This is a genomic window from Muriicola sp. SD30, from assembly GCF_041205185.1.
GTDB lineage: Bacteria > Bacteroidota > Bacteroidia > Flavobacteriales > Flavobacteriaceae > Muriicola.
Genome location: NZ_JBGEWB010000002.1, coordinates 86060 through 102301 on the forward strand (window position 1 = coordinate 86060; position 16242 = coordinate 102301).

Below are 16242 nucleotides of genomic sequence, written 5' to 3' on the forward strand. Positions count from 1 at the left end.
CTTTCAGATGTTACATCCCCCTTTCGGACTGAATTTGCTCATAAGCCTTCTGTACCTCCTTAAACTTCTCCTCAGCACCTTTTTTGATGGCCTCATTTTCGGTATTTACCCTGTCTGGATGATACTTTTTTGCCATCGTCCTGTAGGCTTTTTTTACCTCATCATCAGAAGCCTTTTTATCGATCTCCAATATTTTATATGCGTTGTCTGCCATTTTAACAAACATGGCCTTAATACTTTCATAGTCGGTCCTGCCAATTCTTAGATAGCCTGCAATTTCTCTGATCTTGTCGATCTCGGGTTGCTTGATTGACCCATCAGACCCTGCGATACCAAATAAGAAATGCAGCAGCTGAAGACGGACTTCATATCGTGTCCTCTGGTTGAGAAATGTACAGATCCTCTGAGCCGAAATCTCACGCTTTTTGATTACTTCATTAAAGGTTCTGAAAATTGCATTAGCTTTCTCTTTTCCATAAGTGCTGAGAAAATACTGGCGAACGTAATCCAGTTCACGCTGACTAACCTGTCCGTCTGCCTTGATAACCAATGAACACAGAGAGAGGAGGTTTATTTCAAAATCGGCCGGACTAACTTTTTGGCGGGAAAAGTCTTCAAAAATCGACCTTGCCCTGGGGCCGGAACCCATATTATCCATAAAGCTTCCAACCAGAAATCCTATAATAGCTCCCGGAAGGCGAAATAAAAAATAGCCTAATATAGCTGCGATCCAACGAATCATGCCAGAAAAAATTTTGGCAAAGATAGGGTTTAACGACTAATAACTTCGGCAGTCTTAAGAAAGCTTTGGCTTATAATTTCCCCACATTCCCTATCTTTGTGGCCAATAAAAAATAAAGACTATGTATCCCGCAGAATTAGTAAAACCTATGAGAGAAGACCTGTCATCAGCAGGCTTTGAAGAATTATATACAGCAGAAGCCGTTAAAAAGGCAATTGAAAAAGATGGAACTACCCTGGTGGTCGTAAACTCCGTTTGCGGATGTGCGGCGGCCAACGCGAGACCTGCGGCGAAATTAAGCCTTAGGAATGATAAAAAACCAGACCATCTGATCACAGTATTCGCCGGAGTTGACACCGAAGCAGTAGATGCAGCGAGAAACCTGATGATTCCCTTCCCTCCTTCGTCACCTAGCATGGCACTGTTCAAGGATGGTGAACTGGTTCACATGATTGAAAGACATCATATTGAAGGCAGACCTGCAGAAATGATAGCAGAGAATCTTACAGAAGCATATAATGAATTTTGTTAGATCAATTCAGATTTAATATTTGAACCGCACTATACCAGGTGCGGTTTTTTTATTTTTGTGCTATGCGAAAACTACTGGCTTACCCCTTAACAACTCTGTACTTCCTTGTTTTTGGAATTAGCCTGCTTGTATTCCATCCCATCCAGTGGATATGCTTTAACTGGTTTGGCTATCATGCCCATCAAAAAAGTGTGAGCTATCTCAATCTGGTATTGATGTGGTGTACCTACCTGCTTGGAACTCGTTACACCTTTATAAATAATGAGGACATCCCTGATGGTATACCCCTGATCATTGTTTCCAATCACCAGAGTATGAACGATATTCCCCCTATAATCTGGTATATGAGGAAGCACCATCCTAAGTTTGTCAGCAAAATTGAATTAGGAAAAGGTATTCCCAGCGTTTCATATAACCTGAGGCATGGGGGTTCTGCTTTGATTGACCGGAAAGACAGTAAACAAGCTTTGATGGCTATTGCAAAACTGGGAAAATACATTGAAAAACATAAGAGGAGTGCTGTGATCTTTCCCGAAGGTACCCGTAGCCGAACAGGACATCCTAAAAAATTTCAACCCACTGGCCTTAAAGTGCTAATGAAACAAGCTCCTTCGGCCCTTATAGTGCCCATCAGTATTAATAACTCATGGAAAATGCTTCGATACGGAAAGTTCCCCTACGGAATTGGGTCGCATTTGATCTTCAAAGTCCATCCCCCAATACAAAATACCGGAGATCCCGATGTACTAATAGCCAAAGCCGAAGAAGTAATCACCAGTGATATCAGGATTAGCGAATGACCAATACAGAACTTGTTGAGGCAACCATTGATTTTGTAAAGGAAACACTACTTGATGCAGAAGCCGGACACGACTGGTTTCATACTCAGCGGGTCTTTAAGAATGCCCTTCTGATATCTAAAGATGAAAAAGTTGATGTTCTTGTAGTGAGTTTGGGGGCGCTGCTTCACGATATCGCCGATTCTAAATTCCACAAGGGAGACGAAACTGTAGGACCCCGGATGGCAAGGGAATTTCTCGGTTCCTTGGAAATCGAAAAGAAAACAATAGAACAGGTATGCTATATTATTGAACACATCTCTTTTAAAAATACCATTGGGAAGAAAAAAAATACCAGGCACCCTCTGGAACTTCAGGTAGTCCAGGATGCAGACCGCCTGGATGCTCTTGGGGCTATAGGGATCGCGAGAGCATTCCACTATGGAGGTTTTAAAAACAGAAAGCTTTATGATCCTGATATTCCCCCAGATCTGAACATGACTAAATCGACTTATAAAAAGTCGGAGAGTCCTACCATCAATCATTTTTACGAAAAGCTGTTGTTGCTCAAAGACAAAATGAATACTGTAACCGGAAAAAGAATTGCGTCACAACGACACGACTTCCTACTTAATTTTCTGGAGCAATTCTATGCAGAATGGAATGGTGACAGGTGAAACAGTTCGGAGTTCATCCCCATTGTCTTATCCTTCAGGGTAGGCTATCCAGATTATTTTATTGCCTCCGTTTTTTTGTATCTTCCGATGTATTTTAAAACGAAAAATTCATGCAAAGACGAAAATTTATAAAAAACGTAACGGCATCTTCAGCTGTATTTTCTATAGTCCCTAGTTATGTGCTCGGTAAAGAACATGTTCCTCCCAGCGACACCTTGTATGTGGGCGCCTTCGGCGTTGGAGGAAGAGGTTCCGGGGTTATAAGAGGATTACAGGAAACCGGGAAGGTAAAATTTGTATCATTTTGTGATGTAGATGACAGGAGGGCAGCTCAAACTTATGAATTCTTTCCGGATGTAAAACGTTACAAGGATTTTCGCAAGGTCTACGATAAGCAGCTCAAGGATATGGATGCTATAATGGTTGCCACACCCGACCATACACATGCTACCATTGCCTTACCATTTATGCGGGCTAAAAAACATGCGTATGTGGAAAAACCACTCACCCATAATATTGCTGAAGCACGTATGATGACACAGGTTGCACGTGAAAATGGCATTGTTACTCAGATGGGAAACCAGGGAGCATCGAGTGATGGCAGCAGACAAGCCAAAGAGTGGATAAATTCGGGAGTTATCGGTACCGTAGAGCGGGTAGATTGCTGGACAAACCGTCCTGTATGGCCTCAAGGCTTACCGCTGCCACAGGGGAAAGATGAAATTCCCGATGGCCTCGATTGGGACTTGTGGCTGGGACCAGCTGCAAAAAGAGATTATAACAACGCCTATTTACCTTTTAAATGGCGTGGCTGGTGGGACTTTGGTACCGGGGCATTAGGTGATATGGGATGCCATATCATGGAAACACCTTTCGGTGTACTCGATCTGGGTTATCCCACAGAGGCTGAAGCGAGTTGTACCACCAATTGGGTTGGGGATTTTGTGGAAGCCGACTATAGTGCTTCCTGTCCTGCCTCCTCTATTGTCCGACTTAAGTTTAATGCTCCTAATCATGGTAAAATAGACCTTAACTGGTACGATGGCGGCATTATGCCCGATCTTCCCGATGAACTAAAAGATGAAGAGTCGATTGGCGATACTGGCGGAGGAACTGTTTTTTACGGAACGAAGGGTATCCTAGTCTGTGACGTTTATTCTCGAAATGCCCGATTGTTACCTTCCGAAATGATGGGACTTTTTTCTCCACCTCCACCTAGCTTAGCAAGAGTTGAGGGCAGTACAGGAGGGCATCAGCGAAATTGGGTTGAAGGTTGTCTGCTTGGTACTGGAACTTCTTCCAGTTTCGATCGTTCAGGTCCCCTTACTGAAGCTGTACTCATGGGAAATCTGGCCATCAAAGCCTTTCAGTATAAAGAATTAAAAGAAGGTAAACAATTGGGCGACTGGGATCCGTACCAGTATCCGGGCAGAAGAAAGATCATGTGGGATGGTGATGCTATGAGGGTGACGAATTTTGAGAAGGCCAACGAGTGGGTCAGGGGAACTTATCGCAAAGGCTGGGAGTTAAAATAGCTTTAGCTGTCCTTCTTTGTATTGCTCGTGTAAGGTTGTATTTAATTCCGGGAAATTCTTTTCCTTAAAATACTTTTGTTTAGCAATTCGGGCCACATTCTTTAGGTTCTTTGCCAGAGGACCTTCACCTCTATTGCGGATACCGAATCTGCTATCGTTAAGGCTGCCCCCGTGGCAACTTCTGACCTGATTGAGTACTTTTTCGGCCTTATCAGGCATGGTTCTCCTGATCCAATCAGAAAAAAGAATTCCGATGGCCCCGTTTAAACGTACAACCGTATATGCAAAAGAACGGGCCCCGCATTCCGAGACTGTTTTCGCCAGAGACATTAATTCATGACTGTTTATTCCCGGGATCAGAGGTGCCAGCATTGCATTGACGGGAATCTGATTTTCAGACAATACCCGGATGGTTTTAAGGCGTCTCGACAATGTTGCAGTCCTGGGCTCTAAAAGTCGCCTCGTATCCTCGGAAAGTGAAGTAACCGAAATATGCACACCTATAAGACCGTGTTTGTTTAGTTGAATGAGCAAATCGAGGTCTCGAAGCAGCAAGGCATTTTTTGTTATAATCCCCACCGGATGTCTGTACTTTAAGAAAATCTTCAAACATGCTCTTGTAATCTCAAATTTTTGTTCTGCCGGCTGATAACAATCTGTATTTCCGGATAGAACAATAGTTTTTGCCTTCCAGGCCTTGCTTTTTAATTTTGATTCAAGCAATGCAGGGGCATTTTCCTTGATCAATATTTTTCTTTCGAAATCGAGACCAGCACTGTAGCCCCAATATTCATGTGTATTTCGCGCATAGCAATAAATACAGCCATGTTCACATCCCTGATATGGGTTCATGGAGTAGGACATTCCGACATCCGGACTTGTCACTTTATTGACTATGGTTTTAGGAAATACAGGGAGGTATGTTGTTTTATTGCTATCTGCCAACTCCCCTTCTTTGAGACAGAATTCGAGGAAATCGTCTCGCCATTCTGAATGCAGTGCTTCAAACTTATTATGGGAATTCTGTTGTGCACCCCTGCCCTTAAGATGTTTGGAATTCATTTGTATTGGATAATATCCAAATATATGGATTATTTCCAATACACAATAAAGATGGTTTAGTCTATTGCAACATTGACCAACTGTTTCTTGGTGCCTCTTTTCGCATAGAAAAGAACCTTCCCTTTCAGTTCGTTTTTCAGGGGATTCGAAACCATCAGAGGAAGACGTGCGTCCTTCGAATCGATGATTTTTTCATAGCTCATCTTCCCTTGTTCATCGAGTTGGATGACAAAAACATTTCGGTTCCTGCTCAGACCCTGTTTAAAGATGATCCGTTCGTTATTCAATAACTGAGGGTTCTCTGCAGCCGTACTGATGAAGAAATATGTCCTTCCATTTTTAGTAAGAGAACTATAGGAAGCGTAGGATCCGTCACCCTGGGTTACTTCGGACTTATTGATATTCCTGGCCCAGACCATATTTCCCTGGTCATCTATCTTGGCACTTACTATATCGTTGTGATGAAAGCGTTCCACTCTCAGCCTGCCTCCACTTGAATTTGCCTGGACGCTTTGTGTTACAAAGTATTCCTCTGCATTAAAAAGAATTGAATTATCAGGGGTAACCACTACATTTTTAAAGACGAGGTTTTTTATTTCCTTATCGTATTCCTGTCCAAACTTATCAAACATAAATTGTTCTGAGAATGGATTGTATTTCGATGTTTTCACCTGTAAAGATATGGGGTCGACCTTGAAATAGGAAAGGCCATTATATCGATTATCCTTACGATTGGCATAGAAGCCAACGCAGATCAAATCTCCATTATGGAGGATGGGCGTCAGTGATTCTGAATATTTTCCGGGTGAATCAAAATTCTGAGTGGATATCCCTGTTTTGTTAAGCTTAATAAGTTCGTATTGAAATTTTCGTTCCAGAGCCGTAAAGCGGCGTTTTTTAAAATAGGCCTTCCCAATAATATAGACCTGATCGAGATCTCTGGAAACGGCAACACGCTCAAAGGCATAGTTTTTTTCTTCAACTTCAGATGAAAAGTCCTGATACAAAGCTTGTTTGAGACCTGAAGTAAAAAGGTAAATATCGTGGCGGTTGTCCTTACCTTTTTTATAATGTGTGCTGATCACAAAAGAGCTCTTATCTTCCGGAAATAGAACAGTTGTTGTAAAACCGGAATTAAATTTTCTGTTGTAATAATTTTTGTCGAGCGGATTCTTTACCGGGGCAGATCGGAATGTCAAAAGTTTTTCCTTCGTAAAGGAAAAGGGGTCAACCGGACTTCTGTGAACCCAGTATTCGTATTCTTCCGTCTCATAATTATAATCCAGAAAAAGCAAATACAATTGTCCGTTTCTGAAATAGCCGTTGACGAATTCGGATCCTTTTAACTTGTAATTGTATTCCGATTTTAACTGGAGGTTTTCATCGTAATGCTCTATTATAAAACCTTTCGGTTTTATAATCATACCTGAATAATAGGCTCTTACCAAAAGTGTTCCGCCCTGCCCATCATCTTCGATAGTCAGGAGGTTGGAATACTTGTACCGATCATTATATTTTTCTCCAAAAGTATAATCAACGGGAAATTCTTGTGCCCCTACAAGCCATCCCACGCAAAGCAGTACGATAAGCAGGATTCGTTTTTGCATATGGTTTTATTTGAATGAAATTACTCAGGATCCCGGAAAAGAAGCTTTTCTTTTTTCCAGAAAGGCTGAGGTACCTTCCTTAAAATCATCGGTACCAAAACATTTTCCAAAGGCTTCGATTTCTACATCAAAACCATGAGCATCATTCTTAAAACCCGCATTTATCGCTTTTATTGCCTGCCTGATCGCCATCGGGGAGTTTTTTGCGATCTTTTTTGCAATGTCTTTACAATGGTCAATCAATTCTTCTAAAGAGGCAATGTGGTTTACAAGTCCAAATTCTATAGCTCGTTCTACATCGATCATCCCTCCGGTCATAATCATTTCCATTGCCCTTCCTTTCCCAATTAGTTGCGGAAGTCGCTGCGTACCTCCATATCCGGGAATTACGCCTAATGATACTTCTGGCAGTCCCATTCTAGCATTGTGGCTGGCTATTCTGAAATGACAGGACATGGCCAATTCCAGTCCGCCTCCCAGAGCAAAACCGTTAATTGCGGCAATTACCGGCTTCGAAAGATTCTCAACAAAGTCGAATAACAATTCCTGTCCCTGAGCAGCCAGCTGACCTCCCTGTTTGGTGTTAAAATGGGAAAATTCCGAAATATCTGCCCCGGCGACAAATGCCTTTTCCCCGGCACCTGTAAGGATAATAACCCTTGCTTTTTTGTCCTTTTCCAGCGCCTTAAATGCAAGGTGGAGTTCTTTGATGGTTGCGGTGTTAAGTGCATTTAACTTTTTAGGCCGGTTGATTGTTACAACAGCAATGTTGTCTTCTATCTCAACGAGAATATTATTATAGCTCATATCTCTGTATTATGATTTGCTTTTGGAAACCTCACCGTAAAAACAGAGCCTTTGCCCGGTTGCGACGTGAGTGATATAGTTCCCTTATACGTTTCTACAATATTTTTTACCATTCCCAATCCAAGACCCATTCCACTGGATTTGGTTGTAAATTTAGGTTCAAAGACCTTTTCTTTAACTTCATCTGAGATCCCTACGCCATTGTCTGCCACAGCGATCTTAACATAATCTCCATCCGAAGTAACGGAAACGAGGATTCGGGGAGATTCAACATCCGGCACTGCCTGGATGGCATTCTTCACCAGGTTGGTAACCACCCTTATCAATTGAGTCCGGTCTAATTTCGCAATAATTTTCTCTTCTTCAGAGATAAAATGGATGTAATTCTCATTGAATATATCCAGAGCTAGTTTTACCGTTGACACTACATTCAGGGTCTCATTCTGCTGGGCAGGCATCTCTGCAAAATTGGAAAAAGCAGCTGCTATACTGCTCATGGTGTCAATTTGCTGTATAAGGGTCTTGGAAAACTCCTCAATTTTTGTTCTGGCGTCGGGTTTAGTAGGATCAAATTTTCGCTGAAAGCTCTGGACAGTTAGCCGCAGCGGTGTAAGTGGGTTTTTTATCTCATGAGCTACCTGCTTAGCCATTTCCCTCCATGCCTGTTCCCTTTCACTTCGCGCTAATTTGGCCGCACTTTGTTCTAACTGATCAATCATGCTATTGTAGGAATCAATGAGCTTATTGATTTCCTCACTGGGGTTTTTTACATAAATCTTTTCATTCCGCTTTGTAAGGTTGGTCTGGTGTAATTTCTCAGAAATAGTTTCAAGTGAACGAGTTATGTATTTCGAAATAAAGTAGGCTAGAATAATAGCAATAAAAAACATGACAAGGTATACCCCCCCAAGCCTGAATAGGAACTCACGCAATTCCATGCTATTAAAGGAATTGTCTTCATAATATGGCAAATTTAATATACCTATCGGTTTATATTTTGGGTCGGTAATGTAGGTGTACGATGCCTGGTACTTACTCCCGGCAGCTAAATTATCCTCAACCAGGCGCTTATTCGGGCTTGCTTTCAGCCCGTTTAGAACTTCTGCATCCAGACAAAGTGATATAGAATCGTTATAGAATTTGGGCCTGGAGCTTTTTATCAATTGCCCTTCAAGATCGTAGATATTAAAATTTACATTCTGCACATCAGCAATACGGTAAATTTCATCCTTGAAGATCAGGCCTAGATTTTCAGTGATAACGGGATAGGTTGTTTCCTGTAAAGTATAAGCAATACTCTGTTTTACCTGTTCTTCTTTCCGTTCCAGCCTTTCCTGATGGTAATCCCTGGACTGCTCCCTGTATTGATAGATTGTTACTCCGGCGATTAGCACCGACGCAATCAAGACTAAAAATATCATGGTGACAAAAATCCTGGACCGAAGGGAGAACTTTTTGAACAATGCGTTTTAATTTGCTACTAAAGATAGCAATAATCAGTCCATAAATTGAGCTGGACGAAAGCATACAACATGTATCTGATTGATTCCTCGATTATTTTACTTGTAGCCCGGGAAAAAAGATCATGCGTTGGGGTTTTTATCACGGATCCTTTTGTAAAGTCTTATCCCCAGCATAAGCAAAATGACCAGAACAAAAATTCCGACAACTCCGTAGATCCAGTTAAATGCACTTTTGAGAATTACAAGAAAGGTCACTGCGAACAGGACAAGAGTTGCTCCTTCATTCCAAATTCTCATGAAATTTGAAGTATACCTCACTTCATCCCGCTGCAACTGAAGAAACATATGATGCGTTTTAAAATGATAAGCGAATAGCAAAACAACAAAAAGCAATTTAACATGCATCCATGCCTGAATTATCCAACCCGGCATCAGGATAAGTAACCAGACGGCAAAAAGGGTACATAAAATGGCCGAAGGCCAGGTAATGATATACCATAATCTTTTGGTCATTAGCTTAAATTGCTCAGTTAAGATTTGACGATCGGGTTCCGGTTTTTCCTGGGCCTCAATATGGTAGACAAATAGCCTGGGAATATAGAATAAACCTGCAAACCAGGTGACTACAAAAATGAGATGCAGCGCTTTAATATAATTGTAATACTCCCCCATGTTCAATTCAATTGTATCGCGCCAATCCCGGCGCCCCATAAAACTTTATTGTACTCGGGAATAGCTTCTTCAGAGAGTTGTTCGCCTCTTTTCTTGAGTACATTCCATTGTAAATCAAGTTCTTTTTTACGATCTCTGGAACCCTGGTTGATCTTTGGAATTACACTATTGCTCTGGTCGATCAGGAAAATATATTCTGCGGTAAATTTATTGGGGAAATTTTCAACATCGTCATATGCCTGTGACTTTCGTTGTACCATGTCCTCATCCCAGGATTTAAGCTCATTCAGCAACTCCTGACCCGATTTTCTTATCGATACCTCCAGGGAGGGTAGCAAGTCCTTGAGTTGTTCTTGCACCTTATAAAGCTGATTCACCATAAGATGCATATCGTTGAGCTTGTCTTCCATTTCTGTCATAAAGGAATCGAATTCTTCATACTGCGCAGGAGTCACATCAAAGCCCGGGGTAGGTAGAATGTTCCCTGAGGTCACAACTGATTCACCCCCCATTGTAAGTTTGATCTCATAACTTCCTGGTGGAGCCTTATGTCCTCTAAAACCCGCTTCCATATATACTCCTGGTATCCCCTCTAAAATCGGATACTTCAAATCCCATACAAATCTGTTCAGGCCCTGATCATATGATAAAACCGGCTTAGGAGGTGGACCTCCTCCATTGTGTTCCTGGTAGGTAGAGTCTTTTACCGAACTAAACGAGCGTATGAGTTTCCCACTGGAATTCCTGATTTCCATTTTTAAAGGAATGTTCTTATCTACAATAGGTAAATCATAATAGATTACCATACCGTTGGCCGGATTCACTCCTTCAAAGGGTTGAGATCCCTTGAATGATTTTGAATTACCGTTCAGCGGACTCCCCCATGAGGCATTCAGCGCATCTTCCGGCTGATAAATTTTTATCAATGAAGTACTGGGTTTGTATTGCGCAAGAATGGCAAGATCATCCAGGATCCAGAAGGATCGACCAGATGTAGCCACTACCAGATCTCTTTGATGTACCTTCAGGTCTGTAATGGGCGTTTTGGGCAGATTGAGTTGAAACGGTTCCCAGGAGGAACCATCGTTCCAACTAATATATATCCCTTTTTCGGTGCCAGCGTATAAGAGTCCCTTCCTGTCTGCATCTTCTCTTACAACCCTGGTAAAGGAACCATAAGGAATTCCCGAACTGATATTGGTCCATGTTTTCCCATAATTCTCAGTTTTATACAAGCCCGGAGTATAGTCGTTGAATTTGTATCGGGTTGTCGCAATATATGCTGTCCCCGGACTATGGGGAGACACCTCAATTGCATTTATGAGACATTCCTTTAACCCCTTTGGAGTAACATTTTGCCAGGTATTTCCCCCATCCCTTGTGATATGAACAAGACCATCGTCACTGCCTGTCCAGTAAACGCCTTTTTCGTGAGGAGATTCGATCATATAGGAAATGGTGCCGTAATTCTCGGCACCAACGGCTTCAACCGTATAAGGTCCGCCTCCTTTTCCCTGTTTTTCATCCATATTCCTTGTAAGATCAGGCGAGACCTCTTCCCAGCTAAGACCCATATCCCTTGTTCTGAGCACCATTTGTGCACAATGGAAAAAAGTGTTGGGCTCGTGTTGTGAACGAATAATAGGTGCATTCCAGTTAAAAAGGTATTTCATATCCCTTGCTGCCATTCCAAGATATTGTATAGGAGCTGCCAGCACTTTAGTACGCGATTTGGTCTCGGTATCAAGAAGGTCTATATATCCTAAATAGCTGCCCCCCATGACATATCGTGGATTCTCCGGGTCAAATGCCAGAAATGCACTTTCGCCGCCCGCCGAGCTGGTCCAGTCTTCTTCACTAATACCTCCACTGGATAGTGAAAGATGTGGAATCCGAACCGAAGAGTTGTCTTGTTGCCCTCCGTAAATATTATATGGAAACAAGCGATCGGTATTGATCCGATAAAACTGGGCAGTTGGCATAATATCCTGGGTAGTCCAGGATTTTCCAGTGTCGAAAGAAATGGCAGCACCACCATCATTGGCAATAACCATATTCTTCGAATTCGCCGGGTTAATCCATAAGTCGTGATAATCTCCATGAGTGCCTGTGATCTCCTCCCAGGTTTTTCCGCCATCGATAGATCGCAACGCCTGAGCGCTCATCACGTAAACCACGTTTTCATTATTTGGGTCTGCAAATACTTCAATATAATACCAGGCGCGCTGTACCAGTCTGTTATCTCCACTAACCATATTCCAGGATGCCCCTGCGTTGGCAGAAACGAAAAGTCCGCCCAGATCCTTGTCCGAATCGCTTTCAATTAAAGCGTAGACTTTATCCGGATTGGCCTGACTAACAGCAATGGCCATCTTACCTTTTTCTTCAGGTAATCCATTATGAATTTTGTGCCAGGAGTCACCTCCGTCAGTGGATTTGTAGAGTCCACTCCCTTCCCCTCCGCTGATCACAATTTCAGGTTTTCTCTGATGATGCCACATACTGGCATAGAGCACTTCCGGAGTGGATGATACCATTGAAAGTTCGTTGCATCCGGTAAGTTCATTTACGAAAAGTATATTCTTCCATGATTTTCCGCCATCTGTACTTCTGTATATTCCCCTTTCCTTATTAGGGCCGTATAAAGCTCCCTGGGCAGCCACATACACGATATCGGGATTGGTAGGGTGAATAACAATACGTGCGATATGCTGTGTTTTCTCCAGGCCTGTTTTTGACCATGTTTTTCCTGCGTCCGTCGATTTGTATACTCCATCTCCATATGAGGTCATAACTCCCCTAACGGCGTGTTCTCCCATTCCACAATACAGAATATTGGGGTTTGAGGGAGACACAGCCACAGCCCCAACAGAACCCATCTCAAAATATCCGTCAGAAATATTTTCCCATCTGGCTCCGGCATCAGTGGTTTTCCATAAACCACCCCCCGTTGTTCCCATGTAATAGGTAAGCGGGTCACCAATGACCCCAGTTGCAGAAACTGATCGACCTCCCCTGAAAGGTCCAATATTCCGGTACTTCAGAGTCTGGAAATAGGACTCTGCTGTTTGTGCAGTAAGTCCTGCAGTAATCAATACTAAAAAGAAGCAAATGATACGTGATTTCATCTTGTTATGTGGGGTTTAAAAAATGTATTCGAGCACGAAAGAGAACATTAAAGGCCCTGAAGCATTGCTTAGGGCCTTTTTAATAGGATTCTATTCCTCAATAAACAGGTAGTTTAATTGCATGGCATTAAATGCTTCATTAAATGCCTTGATCTCATCGCTTACCAAAGTATTGAACTGACTCAGTTGCTTTTCAATTTCAGTTGTAAGTTGATTCTTAACAGCTATGTCCTGATCTGTAGGATGAAAATCATCAATAGAAACCAGGCTGTTTAAGTGAGCCAGTTTGTTGGTGAGTTTAATTGGAAAATTCAAGGGGTCCTGACCGCTTCTATTCTGAGTCTGATAGAGTGCTTTTTCCACCTCAGCAAAATCGGACTTCATCTTCGAAGCCTTCTCAACAAGTTCTTTAGTTGCTTCATTCCCCTTGTATTGTGCCATAAACGCATCCAGTTGTTCAGTGATCTTCCTGATTTTTTTGATGGAACCATGGGCCTTGTCTACAGTGCTATTGATATCCGAAATGAAATCGTATTGTTTCTGCATATCAGCCACTGTAGCTTCAGCTCTGGGATCGGGGAGAATTTTAAACGACTGTGTCTGAGTGTTGCCATTGACTGTCAGGTGTACCTGATAAGAACCAGGAACAGCTTTTGGGCCGTTAAGGCTGGCCCACCAAAAGATCATTCCTTTAAAATCCTGGGCTCCTTTTCCTCTGGTGTCCCAGACATGCGTGTTTCCTCCGGTTTTAGCTTTGAGTTTTTTGTCATTTTCCTTAGCAAAAGAACTAAAACCTGCCAGGGTATCTCCGGACATAGTGGTGTAGGTAATTGCTACGCTGTCCTTCTCTGACAGATCCTTTATATAAAAATGAGTGATCACCCCATTAGGATGATTTTGCCCGGCTGTTTTGGAAGGACTCCTGCTAGTACCTCCTTTGGTCCGGTACGAATCCTTTGGCTTATATAATATTGTATTATCAGAATTTTTGCCTTCATTCAACTGATGCAGCACAGTGAGGTCATCTATGATCCACAGACTTCGTCCCTGTGTGGCTACTATCAGGTTATTTTCTTTGACAGCGAGATCAGTTACAGGTACTATGGGCAAATTGAGCTGGAAGGGTTTCCAGCTACGGCCGTCATTAAAGGAAATATACATCCCCGTTTCGGTACCTGCATATAACAAGCCTTTCCTTTTAGGATCTTCTCTGACCACTCTGGTAAAATGCTCATTTGCAATTCCACTGGTAATCTTTTGCCAACTCTTCCCATAGTCAGTAGTTTTATATAAATAAGGCTGAAAATCGCCAAGTTTATAACGGGTCGCGGCGACATAACATGTCCCTTCATCAAAAGCCGAGGGTTCTATGCTGTTTACCATAGACCAATCCGGCATATTGGTTGGAGTTACATTCTCCCAGCTTCCTCCACCGTCTTTGGAAACGTGGATAAGGCCATCGTCACTTCCAACCCATAACAGTCCTTCTTTAAGTGGACTTTCATTGGCCGCAAAAATGGTACAATAGTATTCTACTCCTGTATTGTCCTGGGTGATAGGCCCCCCGCTGGAGACTAATTTATCAGGATCATTACGTGTAAGATCTCCGCTGAGGAGTTCCCATGATTGTCCTTCATTAGTACTTAAATGTACATGATTGGAAAAAGTGTAAAGTTTCTTAGGATCGTGTTTACTGAAAATGATGGGGAAATTCCATTGAAAGCGGTACTTCATGCCTTCTGCCCCATAACCCATTGGATTATCAGGCCAGACATTGATCCCCCTGACAGTGTTGGCATCGTGGTTGACCCTTGTGAGGAAACCTCCGTAACTGCCTCCGTATACGATATCATTATTTGTTGGATCAACCGCAATATGTGCTGATTCGCCACCTGCCGTTGATTCCCAATCATCTTCACCTATGGTTCGACCAGAACTCCTGTGGTTAATTCGAATAGTGGAATTGTCCTGTTGAGCCGCATAAATTCGATAAGGGAACGCATTATCCGTGGTAACCCTGTAGAATTGGGCGGTAGGCTGATTGTAGTATGTGCTCCAGGTAAGTCCGCCATCATAAGATATCTGTGCGCCGCCATCATCTCCTATGATCATTCGCTTTGGATTTTCCGGGGCGATCCAAAGATCGTGGTGATCCCCATGTGGGGCATTAAATGTATTAAAGCTTTTTCCCCCATCTGTAGATCTGTGATAACGTACATTGAGGACATAGACCATGTCTTCATTCTCGGTATCTGCATAAACCCGGGTGTAGTACCAGGCACGCTGACGCAGTTTTCGTTCAGAATTTACCTGACTCCATTTTTTTCCACCATCTTCAGACCTGTAAAGTCCACCCTTATCTTTGTTTTCCACAATTGCCCAGACCCTGTCAGGATTTACAGGAGAAACGGCGACCCCGATGATTCCCAGGGTATCTTTGGGAAACCCTTCATTCTTTGAAATTTCTGTCCAACTTTCCCCACTGTCTGTACTCTTCCATAAGGCAGAGCCATCACCACCGCTACTCAGGCTATAAGGTGTCCTTTGTGCACGCCATGTTGACGCATAGATAATCCTTGGGTTCTTGGGGTCGAGAATAAGATCAACTGCCCCGGCCTGATCATTGACAAATAGTGTCTTTTTCCAGGTGGTGCCGCCATCTTCACTTTTATAGATTCCCCTGTCCTGGGAAGGCTTATAGATATCTCCCAGAACTGCGACATAGACAATATCCGGATTGTCAGGGTGAATACGGATTCTGGGTACGTGCCTGCTATTCTTTAGCCCTATCGATTTCCATGTTTTACCGGCATCGACTGATTTCCAGACCCCATAACCAGAGGATACATTCCCTCTAAGGGTCTTTTCTCCCCCTCCTACATAAATTACATTGGGGTCACTTTTAGCAACTTCTACTGCACCGATACTCCCTCCAAAGAAACCGTCTGAAATATTCTCCCAGGTTCTTCCTCCATCTGTTGTCTTCCAAACTCCGCCTCCGGTGGCTCCGAAATAGAAAAGATTGGGTTGTCCGGGTACGCCGGTCACTGCGGCGGATCTTCCTCCCCTGAATGGCCCTACCAGACGGTATTCCAAACTCGAGTACAGCTCTTCTGGAAAGGGATCAGCAACTGTAGCTTTGGAACGTCTTTGAGCATTTAGGGTTACGAAGAATAGAAAAAAGGCCATTGCTAAGGCCTGAGCGAAAATCTTTGGTTTCATATTGATAAGTATTCTA

The 16242-nt window shown here is 42.8% G+C and carries 12 protein-coding genes; 4 read left to right on the forward strand and 8 right to left on the reverse strand.

Annotated elements, in window-relative coordinates; translation table 11 throughout:
* Positions 1–10: 10 nt before the first annotated feature.
* Complete coding sequence (locus tag AB8P51_RS05450) at positions 11–742, reverse strand: TerB family tellurite resistance protein (protein ID WP_369747774.1); 732 nt, start codon at positions 740–742, stop codon at positions 11–13.
* Between the two features lie 121 nt (positions 743–863).
* On the opposite strand from AB8P51_RS05450, the gene AB8P51_RS05455 reads away from it, so the two are divergent.
* The 4 genes from AB8P51_RS05455 (at position 864) to AB8P51_RS05470 (ending at position 4265) form a co-directional block, all read left to right on the forward strand.
* Positions 864–1274 (forward strand): BrxA/BrxB family bacilliredoxin, encoded by a 411-nt coding sequence (locus AB8P51_RS05455; RefSeq protein WP_369747775.1) that lies wholly within the window; start codon positions 864–866, stop codon positions 1272–1274.
* Positions 1275–1336: 62 nt separating this feature from the next.
* Positions 1337–2074: a lysophospholipid acyltransferase family protein gene (locus tag AB8P51_RS05460; protein ID WP_369747776.1), complete on the forward strand. Its 738-nt coding sequence runs from the start codon at positions 1337–1339 to the stop codon at positions 2072–2074.
* On the forward strand, positions 2071–2730 hold the full coding sequence (locus tag AB8P51_RS05465; RefSeq protein ID WP_369747777.1) for an HD domain-containing protein: 660 nt from the start codon (positions 2071–2073) through the stop codon (positions 2728–2730). Before AB8P51_RS05460 ends, AB8P51_RS05465 begins: the two co-directional genes overlap by 4 nt.
* A 110-nt stretch (positions 2731–2840) precedes the next feature.
* Positions 2841–4265 (forward strand): Gfo/Idh/MocA family protein, encoded by a 1425-nt coding sequence (locus AB8P51_RS05470; protein ID WP_369747778.1) that lies wholly within the window; start codon positions 2841–2843, stop codon positions 4263–4265.
* On the opposite strand, the gene AB8P51_RS05475 is transcribed toward AB8P51_RS05470, so the two are convergent.
* From AB8P51_RS05475 to AB8P51_RS05505, 7 genes are all read right to left on the reverse strand, one after another.
* Entirely contained in the window at positions 4257–5327 is a 1071-nt protein-coding gene (locus AB8P51_RS05475) for a PA0069 family radical SAM protein (RefSeq protein ID WP_369747779.1), read from the reverse strand. The genes AB8P51_RS05470 and AB8P51_RS05475 overlap by 9 nt on opposite strands.
* 56 nt (positions 5328–5383) lie before the next feature.
* Positions 5384–6934, reverse strand: a complete 1551-nt coding sequence (locus AB8P51_RS05480) for a hypothetical protein (RefSeq protein ID WP_369747780.1) — start codon at positions 6932–6934, stop codon at positions 5384–5386.
* 24 nt (positions 6935–6958) lie between these two features.
* A complete protein-coding gene (locus tag AB8P51_RS05485) occupies positions 6959–7741 on the reverse strand; it encodes an enoyl-CoA hydratase/isomerase family protein (RefSeq protein WP_369747781.1) in 783 nt (260 codons plus the stop codon).
* Positions 7738–9162 (reverse strand): ATP-binding protein, encoded by a 1425-nt coding sequence (locus AB8P51_RS05490; protein WP_369747782.1) that lies wholly within the window; start codon positions 9160–9162, stop codon positions 7738–7740. Before AB8P51_RS05490 ends, AB8P51_RS05485 begins: the two co-directional genes overlap by 4 nt.
* Positions 9163–9324: 162 nt before the next feature.
* Positions 9325–9876 carry a CopD family protein gene (locus tag AB8P51_RS05495; RefSeq protein WP_369748468.1) on the reverse strand — a complete coding sequence of 184 codons (552 nt, stop codon included), beginning with the start codon at positions 9874–9876 and terminating at the stop codon, positions 9325–9327.
* 2 nt (positions 9877–9878) lie between these two features.
* The gene (locus AB8P51_RS05500; RefSeq protein ID WP_369747783.1) at positions 9879–13004 is read right to left on the reverse strand and encodes a glycosyl hydrolase; all 3126 of its coding nucleotides are present in this window, start codon (positions 13002–13004) and stop codon (positions 9879–9881) included.
* A 90-nt stretch (positions 13005–13094) separates the two neighbouring features.
* Positions 13095–16226, reverse strand: coding sequence for a glycosyl hydrolase (locus AB8P51_RS05505; protein WP_369747784.1), 3132 nt, complete (start codon positions 16224–16226; stop codon positions 13095–13097).
* Positions 16227–16242 lie beyond the last annotated feature (16 nt).

Bases quoted from the DNA above. Each gene is read 5' to 3' on its own strand.
- AB8P51_RS05470 (WP_369747778.1), top strand. From the start codon at position 2,841: ATGCAAAGACGAAAATTTATAAAAAACGTAACGGCATCTTCAGCTGTA.
- AB8P51_RS05505 (WP_369747784.1), bottom strand. From the start codon at position 16,226: ATGAAACCAAAGATTTTCGCTCAGGCCTTAGCAATGGCCTTTTTTCTA.
- AB8P51_RS05455 (WP_369747775.1), top strand. From the start codon at position 864: ATGTATCCCGCAGAATTAGTAAAACCTATGAGAGAAGACCTGTCATCA.
- AB8P51_RS05490 (WP_369747782.1), bottom strand. From the start codon at position 9,162: ATGATATTTTTAGTCTTGATTGCGTCGGTGCTAATCGCCGGAGTAACA.
- AB8P51_RS05475 (WP_369747779.1), bottom strand. From the start codon at position 5,327: ATGAATTCCAAACATCTTAAGGGCAGGGGTGCACAACAGAATTCCCAT.
- AB8P51_RS05495 (WP_369748468.1), bottom strand. From the start codon at position 9,876: ATGGGGGAGTATTACAATTATATTAAAGCGCTGCATCTCATTTTTGTA.
- AB8P51_RS05480 (WP_369747780.1), bottom strand. From the start codon at position 6,934: ATGCAAAAACGAATCCTGCTTATCGTACTGCTTTGCGTGGGATGGCTT.
- AB8P51_RS05500 (WP_369747783.1), bottom strand. From the start codon at position 13,004: ATGAAATCACGTATCATTTGCTTCTTTTTAGTATTGATTACTGCAGGA.
- AB8P51_RS05460 (WP_369747776.1), top strand. From the start codon at position 1,337: ATGCGAAAACTACTGGCTTACCCCTTAACAACTCTGTACTTCCTTGTT.
- AB8P51_RS05485 (WP_369747781.1), bottom strand. From the start codon at position 7,741: ATGAGCTATAATAATATTCTCGTTGAGATAGAAGACAACATTGCTGTT.
- AB8P51_RS05465 (WP_369747777.1), top strand. From the start codon at position 2,071: ATGACCAATACAGAACTTGTTGAGGCAACCATTGATTTTGTAAAGGAA.
- AB8P51_RS05450 (WP_369747774.1), bottom strand. From the start codon at position 742: ATGATTCGTTGGATCGCAGCTATATTAGGCTATTTTTTATTTCGCCTT.